17 protein-coding genes are annotated in these 22,873 nt (G+C 62.4%); 9 read left to right on the top strand and 8 right to left on the bottom strand.

All coding sequences use genetic code 11. From position 1 onward, the window contains the following. Positions 1–357: 357 nt before the first annotated feature. Positions 358–1,386 carry an adenosine deaminase gene (locus ACQ4WM_RS06525; protein ID WP_436545861.1) on the top strand — a complete coding sequence of 343 codons (1,029 nt, stop codon included), beginning with the start codon at positions 358–360 and terminating at the stop codon, positions 1,384–1,386. A gap of 22 nt (positions 1,387–1,408) precedes the next feature. After that, on the top strand, positions 1,409–3,940 hold the full coding sequence (locus ACQ4WM_RS06520; RefSeq protein ID WP_436545860.1) for an ABC transporter permease: 2,532 nt from the start codon (positions 1,409–1,411) through the stop codon (positions 3,938–3,940). 5 nt (positions 3,941–3,945) lie between these two features. Here ACQ4WM_RS06520 and ACQ4WM_RS06515 read toward each other — a convergent pair whose 3' ends face one another. Together ACQ4WM_RS06515 and ACQ4WM_RS06510 are read right to left on the bottom strand one after the other, a co-directional pair. Further along, entirely contained in the window at positions 3,946–4,953 is a 1,008-nt protein-coding gene (locus ACQ4WM_RS06515) for a response regulator (RefSeq protein ID WP_436545859.1), read from the bottom strand. A gap of 3 nt (positions 4,954–4,956) precedes the next feature. After that, positions 4,957–6,210 carry a sensor histidine kinase gene (locus ACQ4WM_RS06510; protein ID WP_436545858.1) on the bottom strand — a complete coding sequence of 418 codons (1,254 nt, stop codon included), beginning with the start codon at positions 6,208–6,210 and terminating at the stop codon, positions 4,957–4,959. Between the two features lie 223 nt (positions 6,211–6,433). Between ACQ4WM_RS06510 and cqsA the strand changes: the two genes are divergently transcribed. From cqsA to ACQ4WM_RS06495, 3 genes are read left to right on the top strand one after another with little or no spacing between them, the layout of a single operon-like run. Then, positions 6,434–7,684 carry an alpha-hydroxyketone-type quorum-sensing autoinducer synthase gene (gene cqsA / locus ACQ4WM_RS06505; RefSeq protein ID WP_436545857.1) on the top strand — a complete coding sequence of 417 codons (1,251 nt, stop codon included), beginning with the start codon at positions 6,434–6,436 and terminating at the stop codon, positions 7,682–7,684. A gap of 44 nt (positions 7,685–7,728) precedes the next feature. Beyond that, positions 7,729–8,124, top strand: a complete 396-nt coding sequence (locus ACQ4WM_RS06500; RefSeq protein WP_436545856.1) for a group II truncated hemoglobin — start codon at positions 7,729–7,731, stop codon at positions 8,122–8,124. A gap of 4 nt (positions 8,125–8,128) precedes the next feature. After that, positions 8,129–9,502, top strand: a complete 1,374-nt coding sequence (locus ACQ4WM_RS06495; RefSeq protein WP_436545855.1) for a DNA recombination protein RmuC — start codon at positions 8,129–8,131, stop codon at positions 9,500–9,502. A gap of 3 nt (positions 9,503–9,505) precedes the next feature. Here ACQ4WM_RS06495 and ACQ4WM_RS06490 read toward each other — a convergent pair whose 3' ends face one another. The 5 genes from ACQ4WM_RS06490 to ACQ4WM_RS06470 form a co-directional block, all read right to left on the bottom strand. Continuing rightward, positions 9,506–10,369: an MHFG family PEP-CTERM protein gene (locus ACQ4WM_RS06490; RefSeq protein ID WP_436545854.1), complete on the bottom strand. Its 864-nt coding sequence runs from the start codon at positions 10,367–10,369 to the stop codon at positions 9,506–9,508. A gap of 302 nt (positions 10,370–10,671) precedes the next feature. Further along, positions 10,672–12,513: a molybdopterin molybdotransferase MoeA gene (gene moeA / locus ACQ4WM_RS06485; RefSeq protein ID WP_436545853.1), complete on the bottom strand. Its 1,842-nt coding sequence runs from the start codon at positions 12,511–12,513 to the stop codon at positions 10,672–10,674. Positions 12,514–12,577: 64 nt separating this feature from the next. Beyond that, entirely contained in the window at positions 12,578–13,708 is a 1,131-nt protein-coding gene (moaA, locus tag ACQ4WM_RS06480; RefSeq protein ID WP_436545852.1) for a GTP 3',8-cyclase MoaA, read from the bottom strand. Between the two features lie 27 nt (positions 13,709–13,735). After that, on the bottom strand, positions 13,736–15,094 hold the full coding sequence (chrA, locus tag ACQ4WM_RS06475) for a chromate efflux transporter (protein WP_436545851.1): 1,359 nt from the start codon (positions 15,092–15,094) through the stop codon (positions 13,736–13,738). A gap of 60 nt (positions 15,095–15,154) precedes the next feature. Next, positions 15,155–18,319: an Rne/Rng family ribonuclease gene (locus ACQ4WM_RS06470; protein ID WP_436545850.1), complete on the bottom strand. Its 3,165-nt coding sequence runs from the start codon at positions 18,317–18,319 to the stop codon at positions 15,155–15,157. A 678-nt stretch (positions 18,320–18,997) separates the two neighbouring features. On the opposite strand from ACQ4WM_RS06470, the gene ACQ4WM_RS06465 reads away from it, so the two are divergent. The 4 genes from ACQ4WM_RS06465 (at position 18,998) to ACQ4WM_RS06450 (ending at position 22,129) form a co-directional block, all read left to right on the top strand. Next, on the top strand, positions 18,998–19,993 hold the full coding sequence (locus ACQ4WM_RS06465; protein ID WP_436545849.1) for an RluA family pseudouridine synthase: 996 nt from the start codon (positions 18,998–19,000) through the stop codon (positions 19,991–19,993). Between the two features lie 98 nt (positions 19,994–20,091). Further along, positions 20,092–20,751 carry an HAD-IA family hydrolase gene (locus ACQ4WM_RS06460; RefSeq protein WP_436545848.1) on the top strand — a complete coding sequence of 220 codons (660 nt, stop codon included), beginning with the start codon at positions 20,092–20,094 and terminating at the stop codon, positions 20,749–20,751. Then, a complete protein-coding gene (locus tag ACQ4WM_RS06455; RefSeq protein ID WP_436545847.1) occupies positions 20,751–21,128 on the top strand; it encodes a Rieske (2Fe-2S) protein in 378 nt (125 codons plus the stop codon). The genes ACQ4WM_RS06460 and ACQ4WM_RS06455 overlap by 1 nt, the downstream gene beginning before the upstream one ends. Positions 21,129–21,139: 11 nt before the next feature. After that, entirely contained in the window at positions 21,140–22,129 is a 990-nt protein-coding gene (locus ACQ4WM_RS06450; protein WP_436545846.1) for a S49 family peptidase, read from the top strand. A 313-nt stretch (positions 22,130–22,442) separates the two neighbouring features. Here ACQ4WM_RS06450 and ACQ4WM_RS06445 read toward each other — a convergent pair whose 3' ends face one another. Continuing rightward, positions 22,443–22,805: a hypothetical protein gene (locus tag ACQ4WM_RS06445; RefSeq protein ID WP_436545845.1), complete on the bottom strand. Its 363-nt coding sequence runs from the start codon at positions 22,803–22,805 to the stop codon at positions 22,443–22,445. Between the last annotated feature and the right edge of the window lie 68 nt (positions 22,806–22,873).

Below are 22,873 nucleotides of genomic sequence, written 5' to 3'. Positions count from 1 at the left end.
TGACAGCGCTTGCTGCAGCTACTTTTTCCCCATGAAATTTATTATTGCTCTAAAGGATGAGGAAGTCAAAAGATAGTTCGTAATATCCTTAATACTTGCGTGTAAATAATTGATTTTAATGGATAAATTCAATGTATTTGCGTGGTTTTTCGGGCGCTTCGAGCCACCCGTACAACCATCATACGACAATTTTGCAGCGTGCGCCGCCAACGCCTGAAGGGCGCTGTACCGGCCTGCGCCGGTGGGGTCGGCCATCTTGCGATAAACTGCATGCATGTCTGATGGCGTACTGTGCCGACCTGTGCTGGTCGTGCGTGATCGCCAGCATTTTTTCTTCGCCCCTACAAGGAACACCCCATGATGAACGAGCAATTGCGCGCGATCGTACGCGGCATGCCCAAAGCCGAATTGCATATCCATATCGAAGGCTCGCTGGAGCCCGAACTGATTTTCGCACTGGCCGAACGCAACGGCGTGCCGCTGGGCTATGAATCCGTGGAACACTTGCGCAGCGCCTATGCCTTTACGGATTTGCAGTCTTTTCTCAACATTTATTACGCCGGCGCAAGCGTGCTGCTGAAAGAGCAGGATTTCTACGACATGACGCGGGCTTACTTGCTGCGCGCCGAAGCAGACAATGTATTACACACGGAAATTTTCTTCGACCCGCAAACGCATACGGCGCGCGGCGTGGCCATCGCCGACGTGATCAACGGCATCCATCGCGCCTGCCAGGACAGCCCCGTCAGCGCCAGCCTGATCCTGTGCTTTTTGCGCCACCTGAGCGAAAAGGAAGCGTTCGACACACTGGAAGAGGCGCTGCCCTATCGCGACAAGTTCATCGGCATCGGCCTCGATTCGTCGGAAGTGGGCAACCCGCCCGAGAAGTTTTCGCGCGTGTTTGCACGCTGTCGCGAACTGGGCCTGCACCTGGTGGCGCATGCCGGCGAAGAAGGCCCGCCGGCCTATATCCGTACCGCGCTTGACGATTTGCAGGTCGAGCGCATCGACCATGGTGTGCGCTGCCTGGAAGACGCGGAACTGACGGCGCGCCTGGCGCGCGAGCAGATCGCGCTGACCGTCTGCCCGCTGTCGAACACCAAGCTGCGCGTGTTCGACCAGATGCATGACCATAACCTGGCCGAGCTGCTGGCGTCCGGCCTCCTGGTCACCGTCAACTCGGACGACCCGGCGTATTTTGGCGGCTACATGAACGACAACTACGACGCCATCTTTGACGCGCTGCCTTTGGGCCTGGCGCACGCGCAGCAGCTGTCGCGCAACGGCTTTATTGCCGCCTTTTTGCCGCAGGTGGAAAAAGACGCCTTCCTGGCTACCGTCGATGCCTATTTTGCGCCATATCTCGCCTCGAATACGCCGCAATAACTTTCTATAAAGACCTGCCGTCATGCTCCGCCTTTCCCTCAACATGACCGGGCGCGACTGGCGCGCCGGGCAATTGCGTTTCCTGCTGATCGCCCTGATCGTGGCCGTCGCCGCGCTGTCGGCAGTGGGCTTTTTTGTCGACCGCCTGCGCTCGGGACTGAACCGCGATGCGCACCAGCTGCTCGGTGCCGACCTCGTCATCAGCGCCGACCAGCCGGTCAGCGCCGCCTGGCGCGCGGAGGCGCAACGGCGCGGCTTCATGCTGGCCGACACCGTCACCTTTCCCAGCATGGCGCAGGCCGGCGAGGGCGAGCAATCGCTGTCGCAGCTCGCCTCCATCAAGGCTGTTTCAAACGGCTACCCGCAGCGCGGCAAACTGAAAATCACCACCAGTGCCAGCGAAGCGCTCGACGCCGTCGGCAAAGCTACGGACCAGGTTCCCGCACCCGGCACCGTGTGGGTCGATGCGGCGATACTGTCTGCCCTCAACGCCAGGCTGGGCGACACCTTGAAACTGGGCGACAAGCGCTTTACCGTCACCCAGCTGATCGCCAGCGAGCCTGACCGCGGTGCCTCGTTCCTGAACTTTGCGCCGCGCGTGATGCTGCCCTTGGGCGACCTGGTCGCCACGGCGCTGGTGCAAAATGGCTCGCGCGTGTCGTACCGCCTGCTGCTGTCGGCACCGGCTGGCCAGGCCAGGGACATCGCCGCCTACCAGGCCTGGGTGGAACAGCAGATCAGCGAGCAGGCCATCAAGGGCGTGCGCGTCGAATCGATCGAGTCGGGCAATCCGCAGATGCAATCGACGCTGGACCGCGCCGACCGTTTCCTCTCCTTGGTAGGCTTGCTGTCGGCGATGCTGGCGGCGGTTGCCGTGGCGATGGCGGCGCGCCGCTTCATGCTGCGCCACCTGGATGCCTGCGCCATGCTGCGCTGCCTGGGCCTGACGCAAAACCAGGTGACGGCCATGTATGTGATCGAGTTCCTGATCGTCGGCCTGGTCGGCAGCGTGATCGGCGTGGCTGTCGGTTTCGGTGGCCATCTGGTGCTGCTCGAATTGCTGGGCAAGCTGGTGCAAAGCGACTTGCCACCGGTGTCGATGCTGCCGGCGCTGCAGGGCGTGGCCACCGGCATCTTGCTGCTGCTGGGTTTTGCATTGCCACCGATCTTGCAACTGCGTAATGTGCCGCACAACCGCGTAATCCGCCGCGAGCAGGAGCCACCGCAGGCGCTGGCGCTGGCTACCTACGGCCTGGGCATCGTTGCCTTTGTCGTGCTGCTGCTGTGGCAGGCTGGCGACGTGACACTGGCGCTGCTGACTGCGGCAGGTTTCCTCGGCGGCTTTGCCCTGTTCGGCCTGGCAGGCTGGCTCGGACTCAAATCCCTGAAAAGCCTGCGCGGCATGGTCAATCATCAAAGCTGGCGCTTTGCCGTCACTTCCCTGCAGCGGCGTCCCGGCGCGACCGTGATCCAGGTGGTGTCGCTGGCGCTGGGCCTGATGGCCTTGCTGCTGCTGACCGTGGTGCGCGGCGACCTGATGGTGGCCTGGCGCGACGCCACGCCGCTTGATGCGCCAAACCGTTTCATCATCAATATCCTGCCGGAACAAAAAGAGCCGATTGCCGCGCGCCTGGCGCAGGCCGGCGTGGGCAACGCACCGCTTTATCCGATGATAAGAGGCCGCCTGGTGGCGGTAAACGGCAAGGCGATTACCGAAGAAACTTACGAGGATGACCGCGCCAAGCGCCTGGCCGACCGCGAATTCAATCTGTCGACCATGGCGCGCATGCAAGAGCAAAACAAGCTGGTCGCCGGCCAATGGTTCAGCGGCAAGGCCGGCGCGCCGGCCGAAGCATCGGTGGAAGAGGGCATCGCCAAAACCTTGAATTTGAAACTCGGCGACAGCATGCGTTTCGATATCGCCGGCCAGCCGGTGGAGGCGCGCATCACCAGCTTGCGCAAGCTCGAATGGGGCTCGATGCGGGTCAATTTCTTTGTCATTATCAATCCGGAAGCGATGGCGGACACGCCGCAAACCTGGATCACGGCGTTTCATTTGCCGGCCGCGCACGGCGACCTGGGCAACGCGCTGACGCGTGACTATCCGAATCTGACGGTGGTTGACGTTGGTGGCATTTTGAAACAGATCCAGGCGGTGCTGGACCAGGTGGTCACGGCGGTCGAATTCCTGTTTGCGTTTACCCTGGCTTCGGGCTTGCTGGTGCTGTATGCCGCGCTGATGGGCTCGCAAGACGAACGCACCCGCGAAGCGGGCCTGCTGCGCGCGCTGGGCGCCACCCGGCGCCAGCTGGCGCAAGCCCAGCTGATCGAATTCTCGCTGGTCGGTGCGCTGGCCGGCTTGCTGGCGGCGTCCGGCGCGGCCGCCATGGGCTGGGCGCTGGCTACGTATCAGTTCAAGTTTGCCTGGACTTTTGCGCCCGGCGTCTGGGTGTTCGGCCTGTTGGCCGGCGCCCTGTGCGCGATCGCCGGCGGCTGGCTGGGCCTGCGCGGTGTACTGAAACATCCACCGCTGCAAACCTTGCGCGAAAGCTGATCAGCTTACGCGGCAGGACTCTCCATGGCCTGCCTGCGCAGGAATTGTGCGTATGACGACACCGGCTGGCCCAGCTGGTGCGCTGGCAGGTCGAACAGGGCCCAGAAATAGGTGTCGCGGCCCAGGCAGACGGTCGGCGGTGCGCAGTAGCGGAACCAGTTTTCACCGATGCCGGCGCTATACATGCCGTCGCTGTCGGCATCGGAAAAATATGGGATCACGCGCCTTTCCAGCAGGGCCAGCAGCAGCGAGTCGGGCGCGTCGCTGTCGCGCGCCATCTCGTATTGCGTATGCAGGCTGCGTGCCGTTTCGATCACCATCAGCCGGGCCTGGCCATCGCGCGTGAAAAACAGGATGCCACCCGGGTTGGGAAAGATATAGTGTTCGACAAAACCATGGCGCCGGCACAGTTCCAGCACCACCGACGCCATCGCCTCGTCCTGCAGGAACTGGTAGTCGTGCAGCACCAGCAGGTCGCGCACGGTGTCGGACTGCTGCAGGAAAAATTCGCGCTGCAGGTTGACGATTTCGTGTTCGAGGATGTCGAGCGCATGGTCGTCGCTCTTCTTGATGTAGCGGTCGATCAGGCCCCGGTTGAAGGCGGTGACCGCCACTTTTTCATCGGCCGCACCCGTGAATAAAATCTTCTTGCACGGCAGGTCGCGCACCGCCTGGCAAAATTCCAGGCCATTCATCTGTGGCATCGAATAGTCGACTACCAGCACCGACGGTGTGGCAAAGCGCTGGGGCTGGGCGCTGATGCGCCAGATGCGCTCGACGTCGAGCGCCACATTGCACTGGTCGGGCGGCAGGTTCTGCGTGTCGAAGTTGACGTGCAGCGGGGTCTCTCCCTGTTGTGTGCTGTGGCGCAGCCAGTGCAGGGCCGCGCTGGTATCGTGGAAGGTCTTGCGCGCCAGCGCGGGATCGAGCTGGAAGGCCAGGCTTGTCAGGAAGGACTCGCTGTCGTCGATCAGGACGGTCAGGGTCGGGTGGGTATGGACGGGCAGTATCATGCGTCACCTTGCTCGAAACGGAGGAGAAAAACGGTCCGCCACAGGCTGCGGAAACTCCAGCACGAAGATGGCGTACGCATGCTCGCGCGACACGCAATGAATGCGCGCATGCCAGGCCTGCAGGATCTGCCGGCACAAAGCCAGGCCGATGCCGCTGCCGTTGTGTGCGGGATAGGAATAGAAGCGGTCGAAGATCAGCGGCAAGCGGCTGGTGGCAATGCCGCAGCCGGTGTCGATGAACAGCAGGCGCGGCACGGGGCGCGCGCCATCGATAATGATGCGTACGCGGCCCTTGCCGGCCCGCTGTATGCCCTTGAACGCATTGCGCAGCAGGTTCAGCAGGATTACCACGCACAGCTCGCTCTGGCCGGGAAACTGGAAGTCGCACCGCAGGTCGACCCTCACCAGTTCGTGCTGCACGCTGTTGGTGAAGGGATAGCGTTTCAGCACGGCCGTGACGGCTTCGTGCATGGACACCGCTTCGCTCGCTTCAAGCTTGCGGCTGACGGCACTGGCGCTGAGCAGGAACAGGTCGATCATGTGATGCATGTGGCGCACTTCGAACTGGATGCGCGCCAGTGCGTCGAGGCAGGCGGCGCTGGTCTCCTGCGCTAGCGGATCGGCAATGCGCGGCAACTGGCGCTGCAAGCCGCGCACATTGGCCTCGACGCTGACGAGCGGCGTGCGCAGTTCGTGCGCCACGCTGCCCAGGCCGGCCGCCAGTCCGGCCAGCTTTTCCTGCGCGCCCACATGCCGGCTGACCTTGACCAGCGACAGCACGATGATGGTAAACCAGTGCACGGGCAGTTGTTGCCGCACCCGGTCGTCAAACAGGAAAGCTGCATCGCCCAGCTGCGCAAACACCAGGCAGGCAAGCAGGGTGCCGCTCAGGTAAGCGAGCACCGCGATGCGCGTATCGAAGTGAAACAGCACGATCAGGGCCACCAGCAGCGAATGCACCCACAGCACCGAGGCGTGATTCATCAGGAACATCAGTGTGAAAAAGAAGGGCAGTTCGAAGGTCAGCCCCGCGAACAGATAGATGCTGAACCAGCTGTTGCTGAAGCGGTCAGGAAACAGGGCCGGCAGGAACAGCAGGGCGGCGACCGCGCGCAGCGGCAGCGATTCATATTCCTGCGGAAAATAATAGTGCCACAGCGTGTAATACAGCGGCATGCCCAGCGCGCCACCCATGGCCAGCAGGCGTACCTGGGCGCGCCGCACCGGCGTATGTTCGATGGCATCATGGAAGTGCATGAAAGGCTGGAACAGCCTGCCATGCCACGTCTTGCCGGTATGAGCCTGCGCTTGCATCATGGTTGTGGGAGGATAATTGCGAAAAATCAATACCGCATGATCAGGCTGTTTCCGATGAATGGGCGGGCCATCTCGACAAATATTGAGCTGTATCAAATGACGATAGAAGCACTCGCGCATGTTGGTTGCGGTAGTTCCGCATGCAACCTTACAAGGAGTCTTCATGTCCAGACTGTCCATTTCCCATTTCGATACCACTGCCCAGGCCAGCGCCGAACAGCAGTTGTCCGCCTTTGTCCGCCAACGCATGGATGAGCACTATGTCGAGCGCATTGAAAAGTTGCTGGGCGGCCAGCACTTGCACGAATGGCAGGCGATGCCGGCCGATGCAGTCATGCTCGCCGGCAACGACTATCTGAATATTGCCGGCGAGACGAGCTTGCTGGCGGCGCAAGCGCGCGTGCTTGCCGGTGGCGGCGCCATGCTGATGTCGTCCGTGTTCCTGCAGGAAGGCAGCCGGCAGCACCAGCTGGAACGTCGCCTGGCCGCTTTCCTGCACAGCGAGGCGTGCGTGCTGGCGCAGTCGGGCTGGGCCGCCAATGTGGGGCTGCTGCAAAGCCTGGCTGGCCCCGGCATCCCCGTCTACCTGGACATGCAGGCCCATGCGTCGCTGTGGGAGGGCGTGCAGTCGGCGCAGGCGGTGGCCGTGCCGTTCCTGCATAACGACTGCGTTCATTTGCGTCGCCAGCTGGAACGCCATGGCGCGGGCATCATCGTGGTTGACGCGCTGTACAGCACCAATGGCAGCGTGGCGCCGCTGCTGGAGATGGTGGAGATTGCCGAGCGCAGCGGCTGCATGCTGATCGTCGACGAATCGCATTCACTGGGTACGCACGGGCCTGAAGGAGCTGGCATGGTGGTCGAACTGGGCTTGGCACACCGGGTCCATTTCCGTACCGCCTCGCTGGCGAAGGCGTTTGCCGGGCGCGCCGGCCTGATCACCTGCTCGGCACAGTTCAAGGGCTATTTCCTGTCGGCCTCGCGCCCGGCCATTTTCAGCTCCTGCCTGCTCGAGCACGAACTGGCATGGTTCGACGCCGCCCTCGATCTTATCTGCGCCGCCGACGCGCGCCGCGCCGCCCTGCGCCGGCACAGCATGCATCTGCGCCAGGGTCTGTTGGAGCTGGGCTACAACGTCAGCGACGGCACCGAGCAGATCATCGCGCTCGAAGCGGGCACCGAACCTGACACCCTGGTGCTGCGCAAGGCACTGGAGCGACATGGCATCTACGGCGCCCTGTTTTGCGCGCCGGCCACGCCGAAAAACCGCGCGCTGGTACGCCTGACGCTGAACGCCGGCTTGCGCGACCATGAGTGCGAGCGCGTGCTCGCCGCCTGCGCGGCGATCCGCGATGAAGTGGGGCTGGCGCGCTGGCCGTCGACACGGCGTTTGCGCAAGCTGGCGCTGGTGTAAGCGCAGCCGCGACGGCGCCAGTTGCTTGCGCTATCATGGCGGCCATGACCGATACCACTGCCACCACCCTGTACGAGACCATCGGCGGCGCGCCCGTGCTGCGCCAGATGGTCGACCGCTTTTACGACCTGATGGAGCTCGAGCCCGAGTTTGCCGGCATCCGCACCATGCATCCGAGCTCGACCGAAGGCTCGCGCGACAAGCTGTATTTCTTTCTGACGGGGTGGATGGGCGGGCCGGACCTGTATATCGAAAAATTCGGCCACCCAAGGCTGCGCGCGCGCCATTTGCCGTACGCCATCGGCACCAGCGAGCGCGACCAGTGGCTGCGCGCCATGGCCTGGGCCATGGAAGACACCGGCATTGAAGAGTCCCTGCGTGTGCGGCTGATGGAGTCGTTCTACCAGACCGCCGACTGGATGCGCAACAAGCCGGACTGATCCCATGACTTCGCTCGAATTCTATGGTTTGCTGGGGGCCGCAGCGGCCGTGATGGTGTTGCTGGTGCTGCTGCTGTTGCGGCCCCGTGGCAACGCTGGCGACAGCGTCACCACCCTGGCGCTGGTGCAGCAGCACCAGGCGCAGAGCCTGGAACGCATCGACCGGGTCGAACGCGAAGTGCGGCTGCAGCTGCAGGCGTCGGCACAGGCGACGCGGCAGGACCTGGCGGCCGGGCTGGCGCAGTTCCAGGCCGCCACCTTGCAGCAGCTTGACAGCCTGCGCACGCAGATACAGGCGCAGGGCAAGGTGGGGCGCGAGGAGCAGGCGCAAAGCCTGGCGCGTTTCGCCGACAGCACCAACCAGACCCTGTCCCAGCTGACCGAATCGAATGCCCAGCGCATGCTGGAAGTGCGCGCCACTCTGGAAAGCAAGATCCGCGATTTGCAGACGGATAACGGCGCGCGCCTGGAAGAAATGCGCAAGACGGTCGATGAAAAGCTGCACGCCACGCTGGAGACGCGTTTGAGCGCCTCGTTCCAGCAGGTGTCGGAACGGCTGGAAAAAGTCCATCAGGGCCTCGGCGAGATGCAGCAGCTGGCGCTGGGCGTGGGGGACCTGAAGCGGGTGCTCACCAACGTCAAGACGCGCGGTACCTGGGGCGAAGTGCAGCTGGAAATGCTGCTCGAGCAAGTGCTCACCGTCGATCAATATGCCAAGAACGTGGAAACCGTGCCGGGCAGTGGCGCCAGGGTCGAGTTCGCGCTGAAACTGCCGGGCCTGGTCGATGGCGGGCCACCCGTATGGATGCCGATCGATGCAAAGTTCCCGAAAGAGCAATATGAGCGGCTGGTCGAGTCGGCGGAACGAGCCGACGCCGAGGGCGTGGCGCTGGCCGGGCGCGAACTGGAACGGGCCGTACGTGGCGAGGCAAAAACCATCGCCGACAAATACCTGCTGCCGCCGAACACCACCGATTTCGCCATCCTGTTCCTGCCGACCGAAGGTCTGTACGCCGAAGTAATGCGCCGGCCTGGCCTGGCCGACGACTTGCAGCGCGTGCACCGGGTCAGCATCGCCGGGCCGTCGACTTTGTCTGCCTTGCTCAACAGCTTGCAGATGGGGTTCAGGACGCTGGCGCTGGAAAAACGCTCGTCGGAAGTATGGCAGGTGCTGGGCGCCGTGAAGACGGAATTCGGCAAGTTCGGTGAAGTGCTGTCGCAAACCCGTTTGACCCTGGAAAAGGCGGCCAGAAATATCGAAAGCGCCGAAGTGCGCAGCCGGCAGATGGCGCGCAAGCTCAAATCGGTGGAGGCCTTGCCCGGCGAAACGGCGGCCCTGCTGCTGGGAGCGGCGGGCGATACGGCCGAGGGCGAGTAGCGCTTATTTTCTGTTGCGTCGCCGCGTGGCATAGCCTATGCACGCCAGGCCTGCCAGCAGCATAGCCCAGGTCTGCGGCTCGGGCACGGCCGGCAGGATATTTGGCTCGCTGACTGGCAAGATCGGCGCGACAGTGTTCGGCAGCACGGGTGAAGTATTGATGTAGCCAGGGCCACCGCTACCCTGTGGCACGCCGCCACCGGATGGCGCAGGTGTATTGCTGACGAAGCGCACCGGTTCGTACGGTACGAACGGCGCATAGGCCACTACCGGTGGCAGCGCATCGCCGATCGACACGCCACCGTGCAAGGCGTCGGGATTGTCCCACATGGGCGGGCCTTCCTCGGGGCCGCCGATGGTAACGACGCCCGAAGACGCCGCGCCACCCGCACCGGCGGGAGCACCCATGCCGCCGGCGCTGGTGCTGCGTGGTGTGCCGCTGCCGGCCGGCGAGATGCGGCTGACATTGCGGCAGATGGTCGGCACCAGGATGCATATACCCTGCACGCAGTAGACCAGGCCGCGCTCTTCCATTTTGTCACTCCAGCCCGCTCGCGTGACATTGCGGCAGACGTGGCCCTGGCCAAAATGCATCTCGCTGATGCGTGCATCGTAATATTGCTTGCCGCGGATGGTATCGCGGCTGATCACGACGATCTCATCGTACTGGCGCGCATGCATGCGCTGTTTCAATTGTTCGCGTACCGCTGGCGCGATATCGGTGTAGTGGTCAACGGCGGCCACCACGTCGCCCATGAAGGGATCGGCGCCGGGGCGGTCCCAGCTGCAGTCTTCCAGATCGCCACGCAGCTTGCCTTTCGCCTGCGCCTCGGCAGGCATGGCAGGCATGGCAGCGAGAAATAACACGCTGAACAACAGCCATGCGCCCAGCCTGCAGAGGTCATTCAGACGCGCAATTGCCAGCGTTGTAAGTTTCTTGTGGGAAATCATGTCAGATAAGCCTTCTTGGTGAGGCTCGATGTTATCACGGAAGAAATCTTAATGACATTCAACAAATATAACTATTGCAATTGTTGTTGTAAATATTTAAACATCTGTGCGCTAACGCACACCCATGCCGATATGTGCATGGGTGTGAGCAAGTAATTGTTTTTATTAGGAAATAATGTTGAGCGCATCGGCCTGCGCTCAGGAGGGAAGGTGCGTGATCAGACTAATCCGTGGAACAACATGATATCGACCAGCTCGCCTGCCGCCACATGGCCTTGCTGTTCATGCAGCACGATCATACAGTTAGCCTGCGTCATCGAGCGCAAGATGCCCGAGCCTTGCGCGCCCGTCACGCGTACCTGCTGGCGGCCGTGCGCGTCGTGCTCGACGATGCCGCGCTGGTACTCGGTGCGTCCACGCTTCTTGCGGATTGCCGCCTGCGCTGGCACGCTGATCAGTGGCAATGCTTCGGCGCTGGCGCCCATCATGCGCAGCAGGGTAGGGCGGGCCAGGAAATAAAAGGTCGCCATCACCGCCACCGGATTGCCGGGCAGCCCCAGCAGCAGGGCCGAGTGGCCATCGGCGTGGATCTCGCCGAAGGCCATCGGTCGGCCCGGGCGCATATTGATTTGCCAGAAGGCCACCTTGCCCAGGCGCGCCAGGATCTCGCGCGTATGGTCGGCCGCGCCGCTCGATACGCCGCCCGAGGTGATAATGACATCGGCCGTGGCGCAGGCGCTGCGCAGGGCCGCTTCCAGCGCATCAGGCTGGTCCCGTACGCTGCCCATGTCGAGCAGCTCGCATCCGAGGCGCTCCAGCATGCCCAGCAGGGTGTAGCGGTTGCTGTCGTAAATGCTGCCGGCTGCCAAAGGCTCGCCCGGCTGGCGCAATTCGTCACCGGTAGAGAATTGCGCCACCCGCAGCCGCCGCCTTACGGTGACGCCGGCTATCCCCAGCGACGCCAGCAGCCCAAGTTCGGCCGGTCCCAGGCGCTTGCCTTGCAGCAGCGCCGGCTGGCCCTGCATCAGGTCTTCGCCCTTGAAACGGCGGTTGTCGCCAGCCTTGATCGCATCGGGGCGCACGGTGATCTGTTGCTCGTTGGCCTGCAGCACCAGTTCCTGCGGCACCACGCTGTCGCAGCCGGCGGGCATTACGGCGCCCGTCATGATGCGCGCGCATTGCCCCGCGTGAATCGCCACCGTGCCCGGCCGCCCGGCCAGGATGGTGTCGACTACCGCCAGGGTCACGGGCGCGTCGCCGGTCAGGTCGGCGCCATGCAGGGCGTAGCCATCCATGGCCGAATTGTCATGCGCGGGCACGCTGATCGGCGAAATGATGTCAAGCGCCAGGATGCGCCCCAGCGCCTTTGCCAGCGGCAAGTTTTCAGTTTCCGTGACGGGCGTGGCGCGCGCTGCCAGCAACGCTTGTGCCATCTCGACCGAGAGGCCATCCGCGTTGAGCCGGACCAGGTCGTCGGGCGCATTGATATTGCAAAACGCGGCAGCGTCCTCGAACAGCACTTCGGCCAGCTTCAAACCGCCATGCCAGGCGCCGACCCGGCGCTCGCCGCTGGCCAGATAGGCATCGAGCTGGGGCAGGGCGGAAGTTTTTACCAGGCAAAACACGGGATGGCGCCGGCGTTGCGGCGCGCCGCCGTTGCTGTCAGGCTCTTCGGTGACTGCGATCGCCAGATCGGCATCCTGCGCCAGCAAGGCAGCGGCTAGCCGGCTGGCCAGGTCCGGCGGCAGCAGCGGCGAGTCGCATGGCACGCTCAGCAGATACGGCGTGTTGGCGCGGCGCAGAGCACTTTGCAAGCCGGCCAGCGGGCCGCAATGGCCAGCCAGGTCGTCGGCCCAGATGGGCAGGCCGAAGCCGGTATAGTGTTCGTGGTGCTGGTTGACATTGAAAGCCAGCGGCCCCACCTGTGGTGCCAGGCGTTGCAGCACGTGCTGCGCGAGCGGCTGGCCGTGCAGCGCCAGCATGCCCTTGTCCTGTAGCCCCATGCGCGTAGCCAGGCCGCCGGCCAGTATCAGGCCGGTAATATCTTGTTTCGCTATCATGCGGATGCTTGCGGTGGTGATTCCAGACGCCATGGTAGCAGCGGCTGCGGCCCTCGGGCGCAAATCAGCCGCCTATATACGACATTTCCACTTTCTTTTTGCCTGGCTCAAGTGCCTGGCCTACAAGGTTGATCTTGCTGGTCTGGCTGGTGCGCAATTGCGAATAGCGGTCGCTGCGGCCGCGCCACAATTGCGCCACGGCGCTGGAGATCTCGTCGTCGCTGCGGCCATCGCGCAGCAGGGCGCGCAGGTCGTGGCCGCCGCTGGCAAACAAACAGGTATAGAGCTTGCCTTCGGTGGACAGGCGGGCCCGGCTGCAGTCCGAGCAGAACGCCTGCGTGACGCTGGAAATGAGGCCAATCTCGCCGCCGCCATCGAGGTAGCGCCAGCGCGAGGCCGTCTCGCCCGTGTAGTTCGGGTCGACCGGTGCCAGGGGCATGTGCTGGTTGATGCGGCGCGCTACCTCGGCCGAGGCAATGACTTCTTTCAGGTCCCAGCCGTTCGAGGCGCCCACATCCATGTATTCGATAAAGCGCAGGATATAAGGGCTATCCTTGAAGTGGCGCGCCATCGGCACGATTTCCTGGTCGTTCATGCCGGCCTTGACCACCATATTGACCTTGATCGGCCCCAGGCCCACCTGGTGCGCCACATCGATGCCATGCAGCACATCGGCGACTGCGAAGTCGACATCGTTCATGCGCCTGAAGGTGGCATCGTCGAGCGAGTCGAGCGACACGGTGACGCGGTTCAGGCCCGCATCCTTCAGCGATTGCGCCTTTTTTGCCAGCAGCGAACCATTGGTGGTCAGGGTCAGGTCCAGCGCCCGCCCCGAGGGCGTGCGCAAGCCGGCCAGCATGGCGACCAGCCGTTCGATGTTCTTGCGCAGCAGTGGCTCGCCACCCGTCAGCCGGATTTTCTCCACGCCATGGGCCACGAACAGGCGTGCGATGCGCGTGATTTCCTCGAACGACAACAAGTCCGAGTGCGGCAGGTAGACGTGGTTCTTGTCGAACACCTCTTTGGGCATGCAATACACGCAACGGAAATTGCAGCGGTCGGTAATCGAAATGCGCAAGTCGTGCAGCGGCCGGCCCAGGCGGTCGGCCACGCTGCCGGTCGGCTGCTCCAGCAGTTGCGGTACGGCCACGGCGCCATTGCGGGCGCTGGCCAGGTAGATGATCTTGTCAAGCATACATGTATTGCAACTGCCTAAAGTGGTTCAAGGCAGATACGATAGCACGAGGCCGAAGATGCCACAGGCGAGCAGCAATTTGATGGTGCCGATTTGATATTTGATCAAGGCCACGCTGGCCACCACGGCGAGGGCAATCGCCAGCCAGTCCCACTGCGGCACCGCTTGCTCCAGCCGGAACACATGCTGGCCGAAGAACAGCGCCAGGCTGGCGATCACGCCCACCACGGCTGCCGAGACGGCGTTCAAAGGGGCGTCGAGGTGCAGGTTGCCGCGCGTCGCTTCCACCAGCGGCGCGCCGGCCAGGATGAAAATAAAAGAAGGCAAAAAGGTGAACCAGGCCGTGACCAGTGCGCCGCACACGCCTGCCAGCAACAAGTGTTCGCCGAACACGGCCTGGCCCCAGGCGCCGACGAAGCCGATAAAGGCGACGATCATGATCAAAGGGCCGGGCGTGGTTTCACCGAGCGCCAGGCCGTCCATCATCTGCGAGCTGGCCAGCCAGTGGTAATGCTCGACGGCGCCCTGGTGCAGATACGGCAGTACGACATAGGCGCCGCCAAAGGTCAGCAGGGCGGCCTTGCTGAAAAATACGGCCATCTGCGCCAGCATGTGTTCGCGTCCTCCCAGCCAGGCCAGCAGCAGCCAGCCCAGCACGGCCAGCAGGATGCCCAATAGCGACGTCATCAACAAACGCGGCCAGCCAAAACGCGCGTGCGGCGGCGTCGGTGTATCGTCGTCGATCAGGGCCGGGCCATAGCTTTGCTTGCCGCCATGACTTTGATTGCTGGGGTGAAATTGGGCCGGCAGCAGGTAGCCGCCAGCCGCGCCCGCCAGGGCGGCGCACAGCACGAGCAGGGGAAACGGCAACTGGAACACGGCCAGCGCAAGCAGCGAGAGAAAGGCGATCAGCTGCAGTCCCGGTGTGCGCAAGGTGCGCCGACCCAGGCGCCAGGCAGCGGCCAGCACCAGCGCGACGACGGCCGGCTTGACGCCGTACAGCACGCCGGCGATCGCGCCGACATGGCCATACGCCATGTAGATCCACGACAGGATGATCAACAATAACAGCGACGGCAGCAAGAACAACAGGCCGGCGATCATGCCGCCGCGCGTGCGGTGCAGCAGCCAGCCGATATAGATGGCCAGCTGGGTTGCTTCCGGCCCCGGCAGCAGCATGCAATAGTTCAGCGCATGCAGGAAGCGCCGCTCGGAAATCCAGCGCCGCTTTTCCACCAGTTCGGCGTGCATCATGGCAATCTGGCCGGCCGGGCCGCCAAAGCTGATGCAGCCCAGCTTGAGCCAGTACCAGAAGGCGCTGCGCAGGCTGACCGGGGCGGGAGTGGTGTCGATGGGGCTGTGCATGGCTGGCAAAGTGAGAGGCATAAAAAAAGGGGAAGCCTGAGCTCCCCCTTTATCGTGTGCGGCTGGGCGGACCCGATCCGCTTATGGACGCTGCGTGTTGACCTGGATCAACGGCTCATCCGACTGCGGCGGCAATGGCTTGCGTTCGCGTGGTTTGCGTACCGGTGCGACAGCCTTGGCGGCCGCTTCCTGCGCCAGGCGCAGTTTTTCCGGGTCGGTGGCGGCCAGCGTCAGGCCAGCCGAACCGAGCACTGCCGTCAGATCCAGCGGGGCCGCGACGGCAGCCGGCGCGGTTGCAACCGGCGCTGGCGCTGGCGCTGCAACAGCAGCAGGTGCGGCAACTTCGGCCACCGGTTCAAACACAGGCGCAGCCACCGGTGCCGGTTCTGCTGCAGGAGCAGGTTCGGCAGCGACTTCAGCCACGGCCGGTGCTTCGACAGGTGCTGGCGCCGGTGCTTCCACCGCTTTTTCGGCAAAGCTGTACTCGGCCGCTGGCGCAGGTTCCGCTGCGGCTGGCACAGCTTGCGCTGCTGCAACAACGGCTTCCACCGGCGCTTCGGGCACGATCACTTCGGCTGGTGCCGGTGCCGGTGCTGGTACTGGAGCTGCAGCGGCTGGCGCCACTTCAGCAACCGGCTCGGCCACTGGCGCTGCTTCCACCACTTCAGCGACCGTCATCACTTCAGCCACTTCCACTACCTCTGCCACCACGGCATCGGCCTGCGGTGCTGGCGTGGCGCTTACTTCCACCAAAGCGGCAGTGGTAACGATGGCCAGTGCAGGCGCAACATCTTCGGCCGGGGCCACGGTAAAGCTGACGGCAGGCGCTTCCTGGCCATCGTTCTCGCCGTTTGCCGATTCGATCAGCTCGCCCGTTTCGCGGTCGCGGCGGTTGCGGTTGCGGCCACCACGACGGCGGCGGCGGCGCGGTTCTTCGCCTTCGCCTTCGACATCGCTTTCCTCGCCTTCAGGGCCGGCATTTGCCGCTGGCTTGTCCAGGCTGGTTGGCGCTGGTACGTCGGTCGCTGGACCGTTGGCTGGCACGATAACATTGACCGGCGTGGCGATCACGCCTATGGTAGCGAGCTCATCGGCCTTGAACTCGGCTTTGAACTCTGGCTTGGCATCGGCTTTCAGTTCGCTCGTGACCGGCTTGTCGGCGCGTGGTTCGCGCGCTTCACGCGGCTGGCGTGGCCCGCGCTCGGCACGATCCGCACGTTCGGCACGTTCAGGACGCTCGCCGCGTTCTGCGCGTTCGCGTGGCGCCGCTGCCGTCAGCTCGCCTGCTTCACGCGGTTCGCGTGGCGGACGTGGCTGGCGTGGTGGGCGCACGGCTTTTTCCAGTGCTTCGGCTTCTTTTGCGGCATCGTCAGCAACTGGACGAGCCTGGCCTGGTTCGCGTTCCTCGCGGCCTGGCTTGCCATTGCGTCCACGGCCACGCGGGCCACGGCTGTTGCGGTCGCCACGGTCCGGCGTTGCAGCCGGTTTTACTGGTGCGACAGGCGCGGGGGCGGTGACCACAGGCGCTTGCGGGCCATTGAAGAAGCTGACGACCTTGGCCCAGAAACCTTGCGGTGCAGGTGGCGTGGCCACTGGCGCCGGCTTGACTTCCACCGGCTTGCGCTCGACCATCGGCGCTGGCTGGTCAGGGGTAATCGTCTTGACAACGGCTTCCTGGCGCGGCTTGGCATCTTCCTTCTGGCGCTTGCTGTAGGCCATGTCGGTTTCGGCGCTTTCGGCCAGGTTGTAGCTGGCCTGGCTGTCTTCCAGGCGTGGATCGTCGTGCTTGATGCGTTCAAGCTTGTAGTGCGGGGTTTCCAGATGCTTGTTCGGGATCAGGATCACGGCGATGCGGTGGCGGTTTTCGATTTTCAGCACTTCGCCGCGCTTTTCGTTCAGCAGGAAAGCGCCCACGTCGACCGGTACCTGGACGTGGATGGTGGCGGAGTTTTCCTTCATCGCCTCTTCCTGGATGATGCGCAGCACCTGCAGGGCGGACGATTCGGTATCACGGATGTGGCCGGTGCCCGAGCAGCGCGGGCAGGTTACGTGCGAGCCTTCGGACAGCGAAGGGCGCAGGCGCTGGCGCGACAGTTCCATCAGGCCGAAGCGCGAAATCTTGCCCATCTGTACACGGGCACGGTCATGGTGCAGCGCGTCTTTCAGGCGCTGTTCCACTTCGCGCTGGTTCTTGGCCACTTCCATGTCGATGAAGTCGATCACGATCAGGCCGCCCAGGTCGCGCAAACGCAGCTGGCGGGCGACTTCTTCGGCCGCTTCGCAGTTGGTGTTGAAGGCGGTCGTTTCAATGTCCGCGCCGCGCGTGGCGCGGGCCGAGTTGACGTCAACCGAGACCAGCGCTTCGGTGTGGTCGATCACGATGGCGCCGCCCGATGGCAGTGGCACGGTGCGCGAGTACGCCGTTTCGATCTGGTGTTCGATCTGGAAGCGCGAAAACAGCGGCACGTCGTCGCTGTAGCGCTTTACACGGTGCACCATGTCGGGCATCACGTGGCTCATGAACTGGTGGGCCTGGTCGTAGATCTCGTCGGTGTCGATCAGGATCTCGCCGATATCGGGCTGGAAGTAGTCGCGGATGGCGCGGATTACCAGAGAGCTTTCCTGGTAGATCAGGAAGGCGCCGTTGGCCGACTTGCCGGCGCCTTCGATGGCGCGCCACAGTTGCATCAGGTAATTCAAGTCCCACTGCAGTTCATCGACGTTGCGGCCGATGCCGGCGGTGCGGGCAATCACGGACATGCCAGCTGGCAAGTCCAGTTTATCCATGGTTTCGCGCAATTCCTGGCGCTCTTCGCCTTCCACGCGGCGCGATACGCCACCGCCACGCGGGTTGTTCGGCATCAGCACCAGGTAGCGGCCGGCCAGCGAAACGAACGAGGTCAGCGCCGCGCCCTTGTTGCCGCGTTCTTCTTTTTCGACCTGGACCATGATTTCCTGGCCTTCGCGCAGCGCTTCCTTGACGGAGGCGTTACGGACGTCGACGCCTTCGCGGAAGTAAGTGCGGGCAACTTCCTTGAACGGCAGGAAGCCGTGGCGATCTTCACCGTAGCTGACGAAGCACGCTTCGAGCGAAGGCTCGATCCGCGTGATCACGCCCTTGTATATGTTCGACTTGCGCTGTTCGCGCCCGGCTGTCTCGATATCGATGTCGATCAGTTTTTGTCCGTCGACAATCGCTACGCGCAGTTCTTCTTGCTGCGTGGCATTAAACAACATGCGTTTCATTTTTATAACTCCGCGACCCGTAGGCCATCTCAAAGCCGCTTACCAGGAAGCGGCGAAAGTACAGGGATATACGCGAGAACGGGAGTGTTGGTGGGGGAATGCCTAATTGTGCGGAGCAACAACGCATATGCGTTACGGCCGCAACAGGCGCGGTGATGTCGATCGACATGCCGAGTGACATGACACCTGTACTCATCTGATGCAGCCCGAAATCGCGGGAGCAGAGAATGCAGGCGGTCAGCAAATTCAGAGCCAAAGCGTAAGCCGGCTCACCTACTGGAATCGCGATGGCGAGGCCTGGCCTCAGCCTATTCATCGACAACCCTCAATAGTGTGGCTTCATACGGGGTTTGGCGAAAACGGCAAGCGTTATCAACTTCATCAACCCGCGAGCCCGACTCGATAAGTCGCGCTAACGGGTACTTATCCTTTTAATCCAGATCACTCTCTTCAGCATCCCCGCGCTTATCCGATTACAACTACGGTGCAACCTTGATGGGCGCGAGGGTGGTGCGTATACGTTTTTTTCCACCGAATTTGCAATTTGGCGAGGCCGGTGGAGACGCCCCTGTGTAAAATGTGCTTTTATTCTTACACCAGCAGCAGCCAGGGCCGCAGCAAAAACAATTATATATTCAAAATGAAGGACTTAGAGAGATTTCTGGGAAGACATAGTAAATGAAGAGTCAAAATGATGTTGTTCCCCCTTCAACACCCCCGGTTCAGCCGCAAGCCCAATTCGTTACCATCGCCGAAGAAGAAGCAGGCCAGCGTATTGATAACTACTTGTTAAGAGTATGCAAGGGCGTGCCTAAAAGCCACATCTACCGCATCTTGCGTTCGGGAGAAGTGCGGGTCAACAAGGGCCGTATCGACCAGTTGTACCGGTTGGCCGAAGGCGACGTGGTACGCATTCCACCGGTGCGCGTGGCCGAAAAAGCACCGACCGGTGCGCCGGCTGCCGAGTTCAAGATCATCTTCGAAGATGCGCAAATGCTGGTGATCGACAAGCCGGCCGGCGTAGCCGTGCATGGCGGCTCGGGCGTGTCGTTCGGCGTGATCGAGCAATTGCGCGCTTCGCGTCCGGATGCCAAGTTCCTGGAACTGGTGCACCGCCTGGACCGCGACACCTCGGGTTTGCTGCTGCTGGCGAAAAAGCGTTCCGCGCTGACCAACCTGCACGAGCAGATGCGCGACGGCGTGACCGACAAGCGCTACCTGGTGCTGGTGGCGGGCGACTGGAAGAACGCGCGCCAGCATATCAAGCTGCCGCTGCACAAATATACGACGGCCGAAGGCGAGCGCCGGGTGGCGGTGCAGGCCGACGGCCTGGCGTCACATACGGTGTTTTCGTTGTTGCATAAATATAACAACTTCGCCTTGCTGGAAGCTGAACTGAAAACCGGCCGTACCCACCAGATCCGCGTTCATCTGTCTTCGTCCGGCTTTGCCATTGCCGGCGACGATAAATACGGTGATTTTGCCCTCAACCGCGCGCTGTTGAAAGCCGACGCCACGCGCGGCGCCCTGAAGCGCATGTTCCTGCACGCACATCAGATTACCTTCGTGCATCCGGAAACCGGCAAGACGATGACCCTGAATGCGCCGTTGGCCGCCGAGTGTGAGCGTTTCTTGGTAAGCTTGGGCAAACCACTCGCCGTTGCCACTCGTTAATGATATCCGGCATATTCGGTACCGTGGGACTACTCACAAGGTAGTCAGCGGTCAACTTTTTACCACTCAAGGAGCCGGCGGCTGGAACGTCGGGAAACATGGCAAGAAAGCAATTTGATCTGATCGTCTTCGATTGGGACGGTACCCTGATGGACAGCACGTCGACCATCGTCCGCTGCATCCAGGCGGCGGCCAAGGACTTGCACTTGCCAGTGCCGACCGATCTGCTGGCCTCGCACGTGATCGGGCTGGGCCTGCAGGAAGCGATGCAGCTCGTGATGCCTGACGTCGAGGCGAAATACCATGCGCGCATGGTTGAACGCTACCGTTATCATTATCTGTCGCGCGACCATGAACTGGTGCTGTTCGACGGGGTACAGGAGATGCTGCTCGACCTGTCGCAAAACGGCTATTTCCTGGCCGTTGCCACCGGCAAGAGCCGTGTCGGCCTGAACCGCGCCTTGAATGCCGTCAAGCTGCTGTCGCTGTTCGACGCCACGCGCTGCGCCGATGAAACCTTTTCCAAGCCCCATCCGGCCATGCTGCAGGAACTGACGCGCGAGCTGGGCCAGGACATGCGCCGCACCGTGATGATCGGCGATACCACCCACGATCTGCTGATGGCCAGCAATGCGGGCGCGGCCGCCATCGCAGTCGAATACGGCGCTCATCCCGTGTCGCAGTTGCGGGAATGTAAATCTGTCTATTCGGCCGCGAATGTCGCACAGCTGCATCAATGGCTGAGCGAGCACGCCTGATGGCTGACGTGCAAGACATCCTGATCTGCGCTGTCGATGCCGTCGCCGAAGGCGGCAAGGGCGTGCGCTTTCCCGTGCTCGCTGGCGGCGAAGCGACCACCGGTTTTGTCGTGCGCTACGACGGCAAGCCGTACGGCTACCTGAACCGCTGCGTCCACGTGCCGATCGAGCTGGACTGGGCCGAAGGCGAGTTTTTCGAATCGAGCGGCCTGTACCTGATGTGTTCGACCCATGGCGCCATTTATGTGCCGGACAGCGGCTTGTGTGCGGGCGGCCCGTGCAAGGGTGGCCGCTTGCGCCCGATCGCTGTCAGTGAGCGCGACGGGCAATTGTATTGGCAGCCTGATGACTATGTGATGCCGCGCGCGGCAATTTGATAAAGTGAATCATGAGCGATAACATCAACGACAAACCGGCGAACATTCCTGCCGGCACCGGCAACAGTCAATGGGAACGCACGGTGCTGGAAAAGCTCGTGTTCGCGACCGTGCAGGAACAGCGCGCGCATCGGCGCTGGAGCATCTTTTTCAAGCTATTCAGTTTGCTGATCGTGCTGTTCGCACTGTGGGTATTTTATGATTACAACAATATGGGCGACACGGAAACCCTGGGCCGGCATACCGCGCTGATCGATATCAGCGGCGAGATCGACTCCGAAGGCGCCGGCTCGGCTGCGGTCGTGATCCCGGCACTGGACAAGGCATTTTCGGACACCGGCTCGGTGGCAGTGGTATTGCACATTAACAGCCCCGGTGGCAGTCCCGTCCAGGCCGGCATGATCGTCGATGAAATGTTGCGCCTGCGCAAAGGCTATCCCGACAAGCCTTTATATGTGGTGGTCGATGAAATGTGCGCTTCGGGCGGCTATTACATCGCCGCTGCCGCCGATCGCATCTATGTCAACAAGGCCAGCGTGGTCGGTTCCATCGGCGTGCTGATGGATGGCTTCGGCTTTACGGGTGCGATGGAAAAAGTCGGCGTCGAACGGCGCTTGCTGACGGCCGGCGAGAACAAGGGTTTCATGGATCCGTTCAGCCCACTGAGCGAGAAGCACAAGGCACATGCGCAGAACATGCTCAATGAAATCCACCAGCAATTCATCGCCGTGGTGCGCGCAGGGCGCGGCAAGCGCCTGAAAGAAACGCCGGAAACGTTTTCCGGCCTGTTCTGGACCGGCGCGCGCGCCGTCGAGATGGGCCTGGCCGACGATTTCGGTACCGTCGACAGCGTGGCGCGCGATATCGTCAAGGCCGAAGACATTGTCGACTACACGCAGCATGAAGGCCTGCCGGAGCGGGTGCTGAAGAAATTTGGCGCCGCCATGGGCGCTGGCGCCATGAAGGCTGCCGTTAAACAAGCCCAGCCGTCGCTGCGCTAAGCGTACCGAAGGCGAATAGTTTTCAATGCCCGGGCATTTGACCTTGAAAATCTTGCTGCGTGGGCTATATTGAAACAGTAGTTCTTCTCAAGGGAGGGTGATATACATCAACTATGTCAGTGCGAACTTGATCTGTATGTCCTGGAACTACGTGCTGCATCGACGATGCGGTCTTGAGTGAATTTATATTCCTCACTAAGGTCCCGATGGGACTTGGGAGCGGCGGCGCAATGCCGCCGTTTCCTTTTGCCTGGCCGTTATCGGCCATCGTGAAGGCGACCATGCCGTTACCTTGCCTGGTTGTGCAATACGGTCAGGCCGTACAGTCAGGACAAGGGGCTGGCCGTGCTGGCACTGGTGCCGGGTCGATTGCGGTCTCATGCGTGGCCCCCTGCGCGGACGCAACAGGGTCATGGTTCAATACTTCGTCTTCGATGGCCCGGGCAAAACCGCCCCCGGCCAGCCAGCACAGGAAATGATCCTGCGCGGCAGCATGCCATCGGACCTGGCTGGCGGCCATGGCAGGACCGGGCCGGCATCCGTGCGTGCAGGCCACGCCGCCACGCCAGCGCGCCACGCTCAATTGCACCTGATGCATGGCGCCCTGTTCGATGGCGATACGGGTGCGCATCTGTTCGATGCTGCCCTGCAGTTCAATGGTGTGTGTATGTGTCATAACGCTGTCCTCCTCAGCTGGCCTACCTTTATTCCTAACGTTCATTAGGCGGATTCCTAATGAGGTTT

It is taken from the genome of Janthinobacterium longum, assembly GCF_051380735.1.
Lineage (GTDB): Bacteria > Pseudomonadota > Gammaproteobacteria > Burkholderiales > Burkholderiaceae_D > Janthinobacterium.
This window is presented reverse-complemented; position numbering and strand designations above follow the sequence as displayed.

Excerpts from the sequence above, each read along its gene's own strand:
- ACQ4WM_RS06525 (WP_436545861.1), top strand. The coding sequence starts at position 358 with ATGATGAACGAGCAATTGCGCGCGATCGTACGCGGCATGCCCAAAGCC.
- ACQ4WM_RS06520 (WP_436545860.1), top strand. The coding sequence starts at position 1,409 with ATGCTCCGCCTTTCCCTCAACATGACCGGGCGCGACTGGCGCGCCGGG.
- ACQ4WM_RS06515 (WP_436545859.1), bottom strand. The coding sequence starts at position 4,953 with ATGATACTGCCCGTCCATACCCACCCGACCCTGACCGTCCTGATCGAC.
- ACQ4WM_RS06510 (WP_436545858.1), bottom strand. The coding sequence starts at position 6,210 with ATGCACTTCCATGATGCCATCGAACATACGCCGGTGCGGCGCGCCCAG.
- cqsA (WP_436545857.1), top strand. The coding sequence starts at position 6,434 with ATGTCCAGACTGTCCATTTCCCATTTCGATACCACTGCCCAGGCCAGC.
- ACQ4WM_RS06500 (WP_436545856.1), top strand. The coding sequence starts at position 7,729 with ATGACCGATACCACTGCCACCACCCTGTACGAGACCATCGGCGGCGCG.
- ACQ4WM_RS06495 (WP_436545855.1), top strand. The coding sequence starts at position 8,129 with ATGACTTCGCTCGAATTCTATGGTTTGCTGGGGGCCGCAGCGGCCGTG.
- moeA (WP_436545853.1), bottom strand. The coding sequence starts at position 12,513 with ATGATAGCGAAACAAGATATTACCGGCCTGATACTGGCCGGCGGCCTG.
- moaA (WP_436545852.1), bottom strand. The coding sequence starts at position 13,708 with ATGCTTGACAAGATCATCTACCTGGCCAGCGCCCGCAATGGCGCCGTG.
- chrA (WP_436545851.1), bottom strand. The coding sequence starts at position 15,094 with ATGCCTCTCACTTTGCCAGCCATGCACAGCCCCATCGACACCACTCCC.
- ACQ4WM_RS06470 (WP_436545850.1), bottom strand. The coding sequence starts at position 18,319 with ATGAAACGCATGTTGTTTAATGCCACGCAGCAAGAAGAACTGCGCGTA.
- ACQ4WM_RS06465 (WP_436545849.1), top strand. The coding sequence starts at position 18,998 with ATGAAGAGTCAAAATGATGTTGTTCCCCCTTCAACACCCCCGGTTCAG.
- ACQ4WM_RS06460 (WP_436545848.1), top strand. The coding sequence starts at position 20,092 with ATGGCAAGAAAGCAATTTGATCTGATCGTCTTCGATTGGGACGGTACC.
- ACQ4WM_RS06455 (WP_436545847.1), top strand. The coding sequence starts at position 20,751 with ATGGCTGACGTGCAAGACATCCTGATCTGCGCTGTCGATGCCGTCGCC.
- ACQ4WM_RS06450 (WP_436545846.1), top strand. The coding sequence starts at position 21,140 with ATGAGCGATAACATCAACGACAAACCGGCGAACATTCCTGCCGGCACC.
- ACQ4WM_RS06445 (WP_436545845.1), bottom strand. The coding sequence starts at position 22,805 with ATGACACATACACACACCATTGAACTGCAGGGCAGCATCGAACAGATG.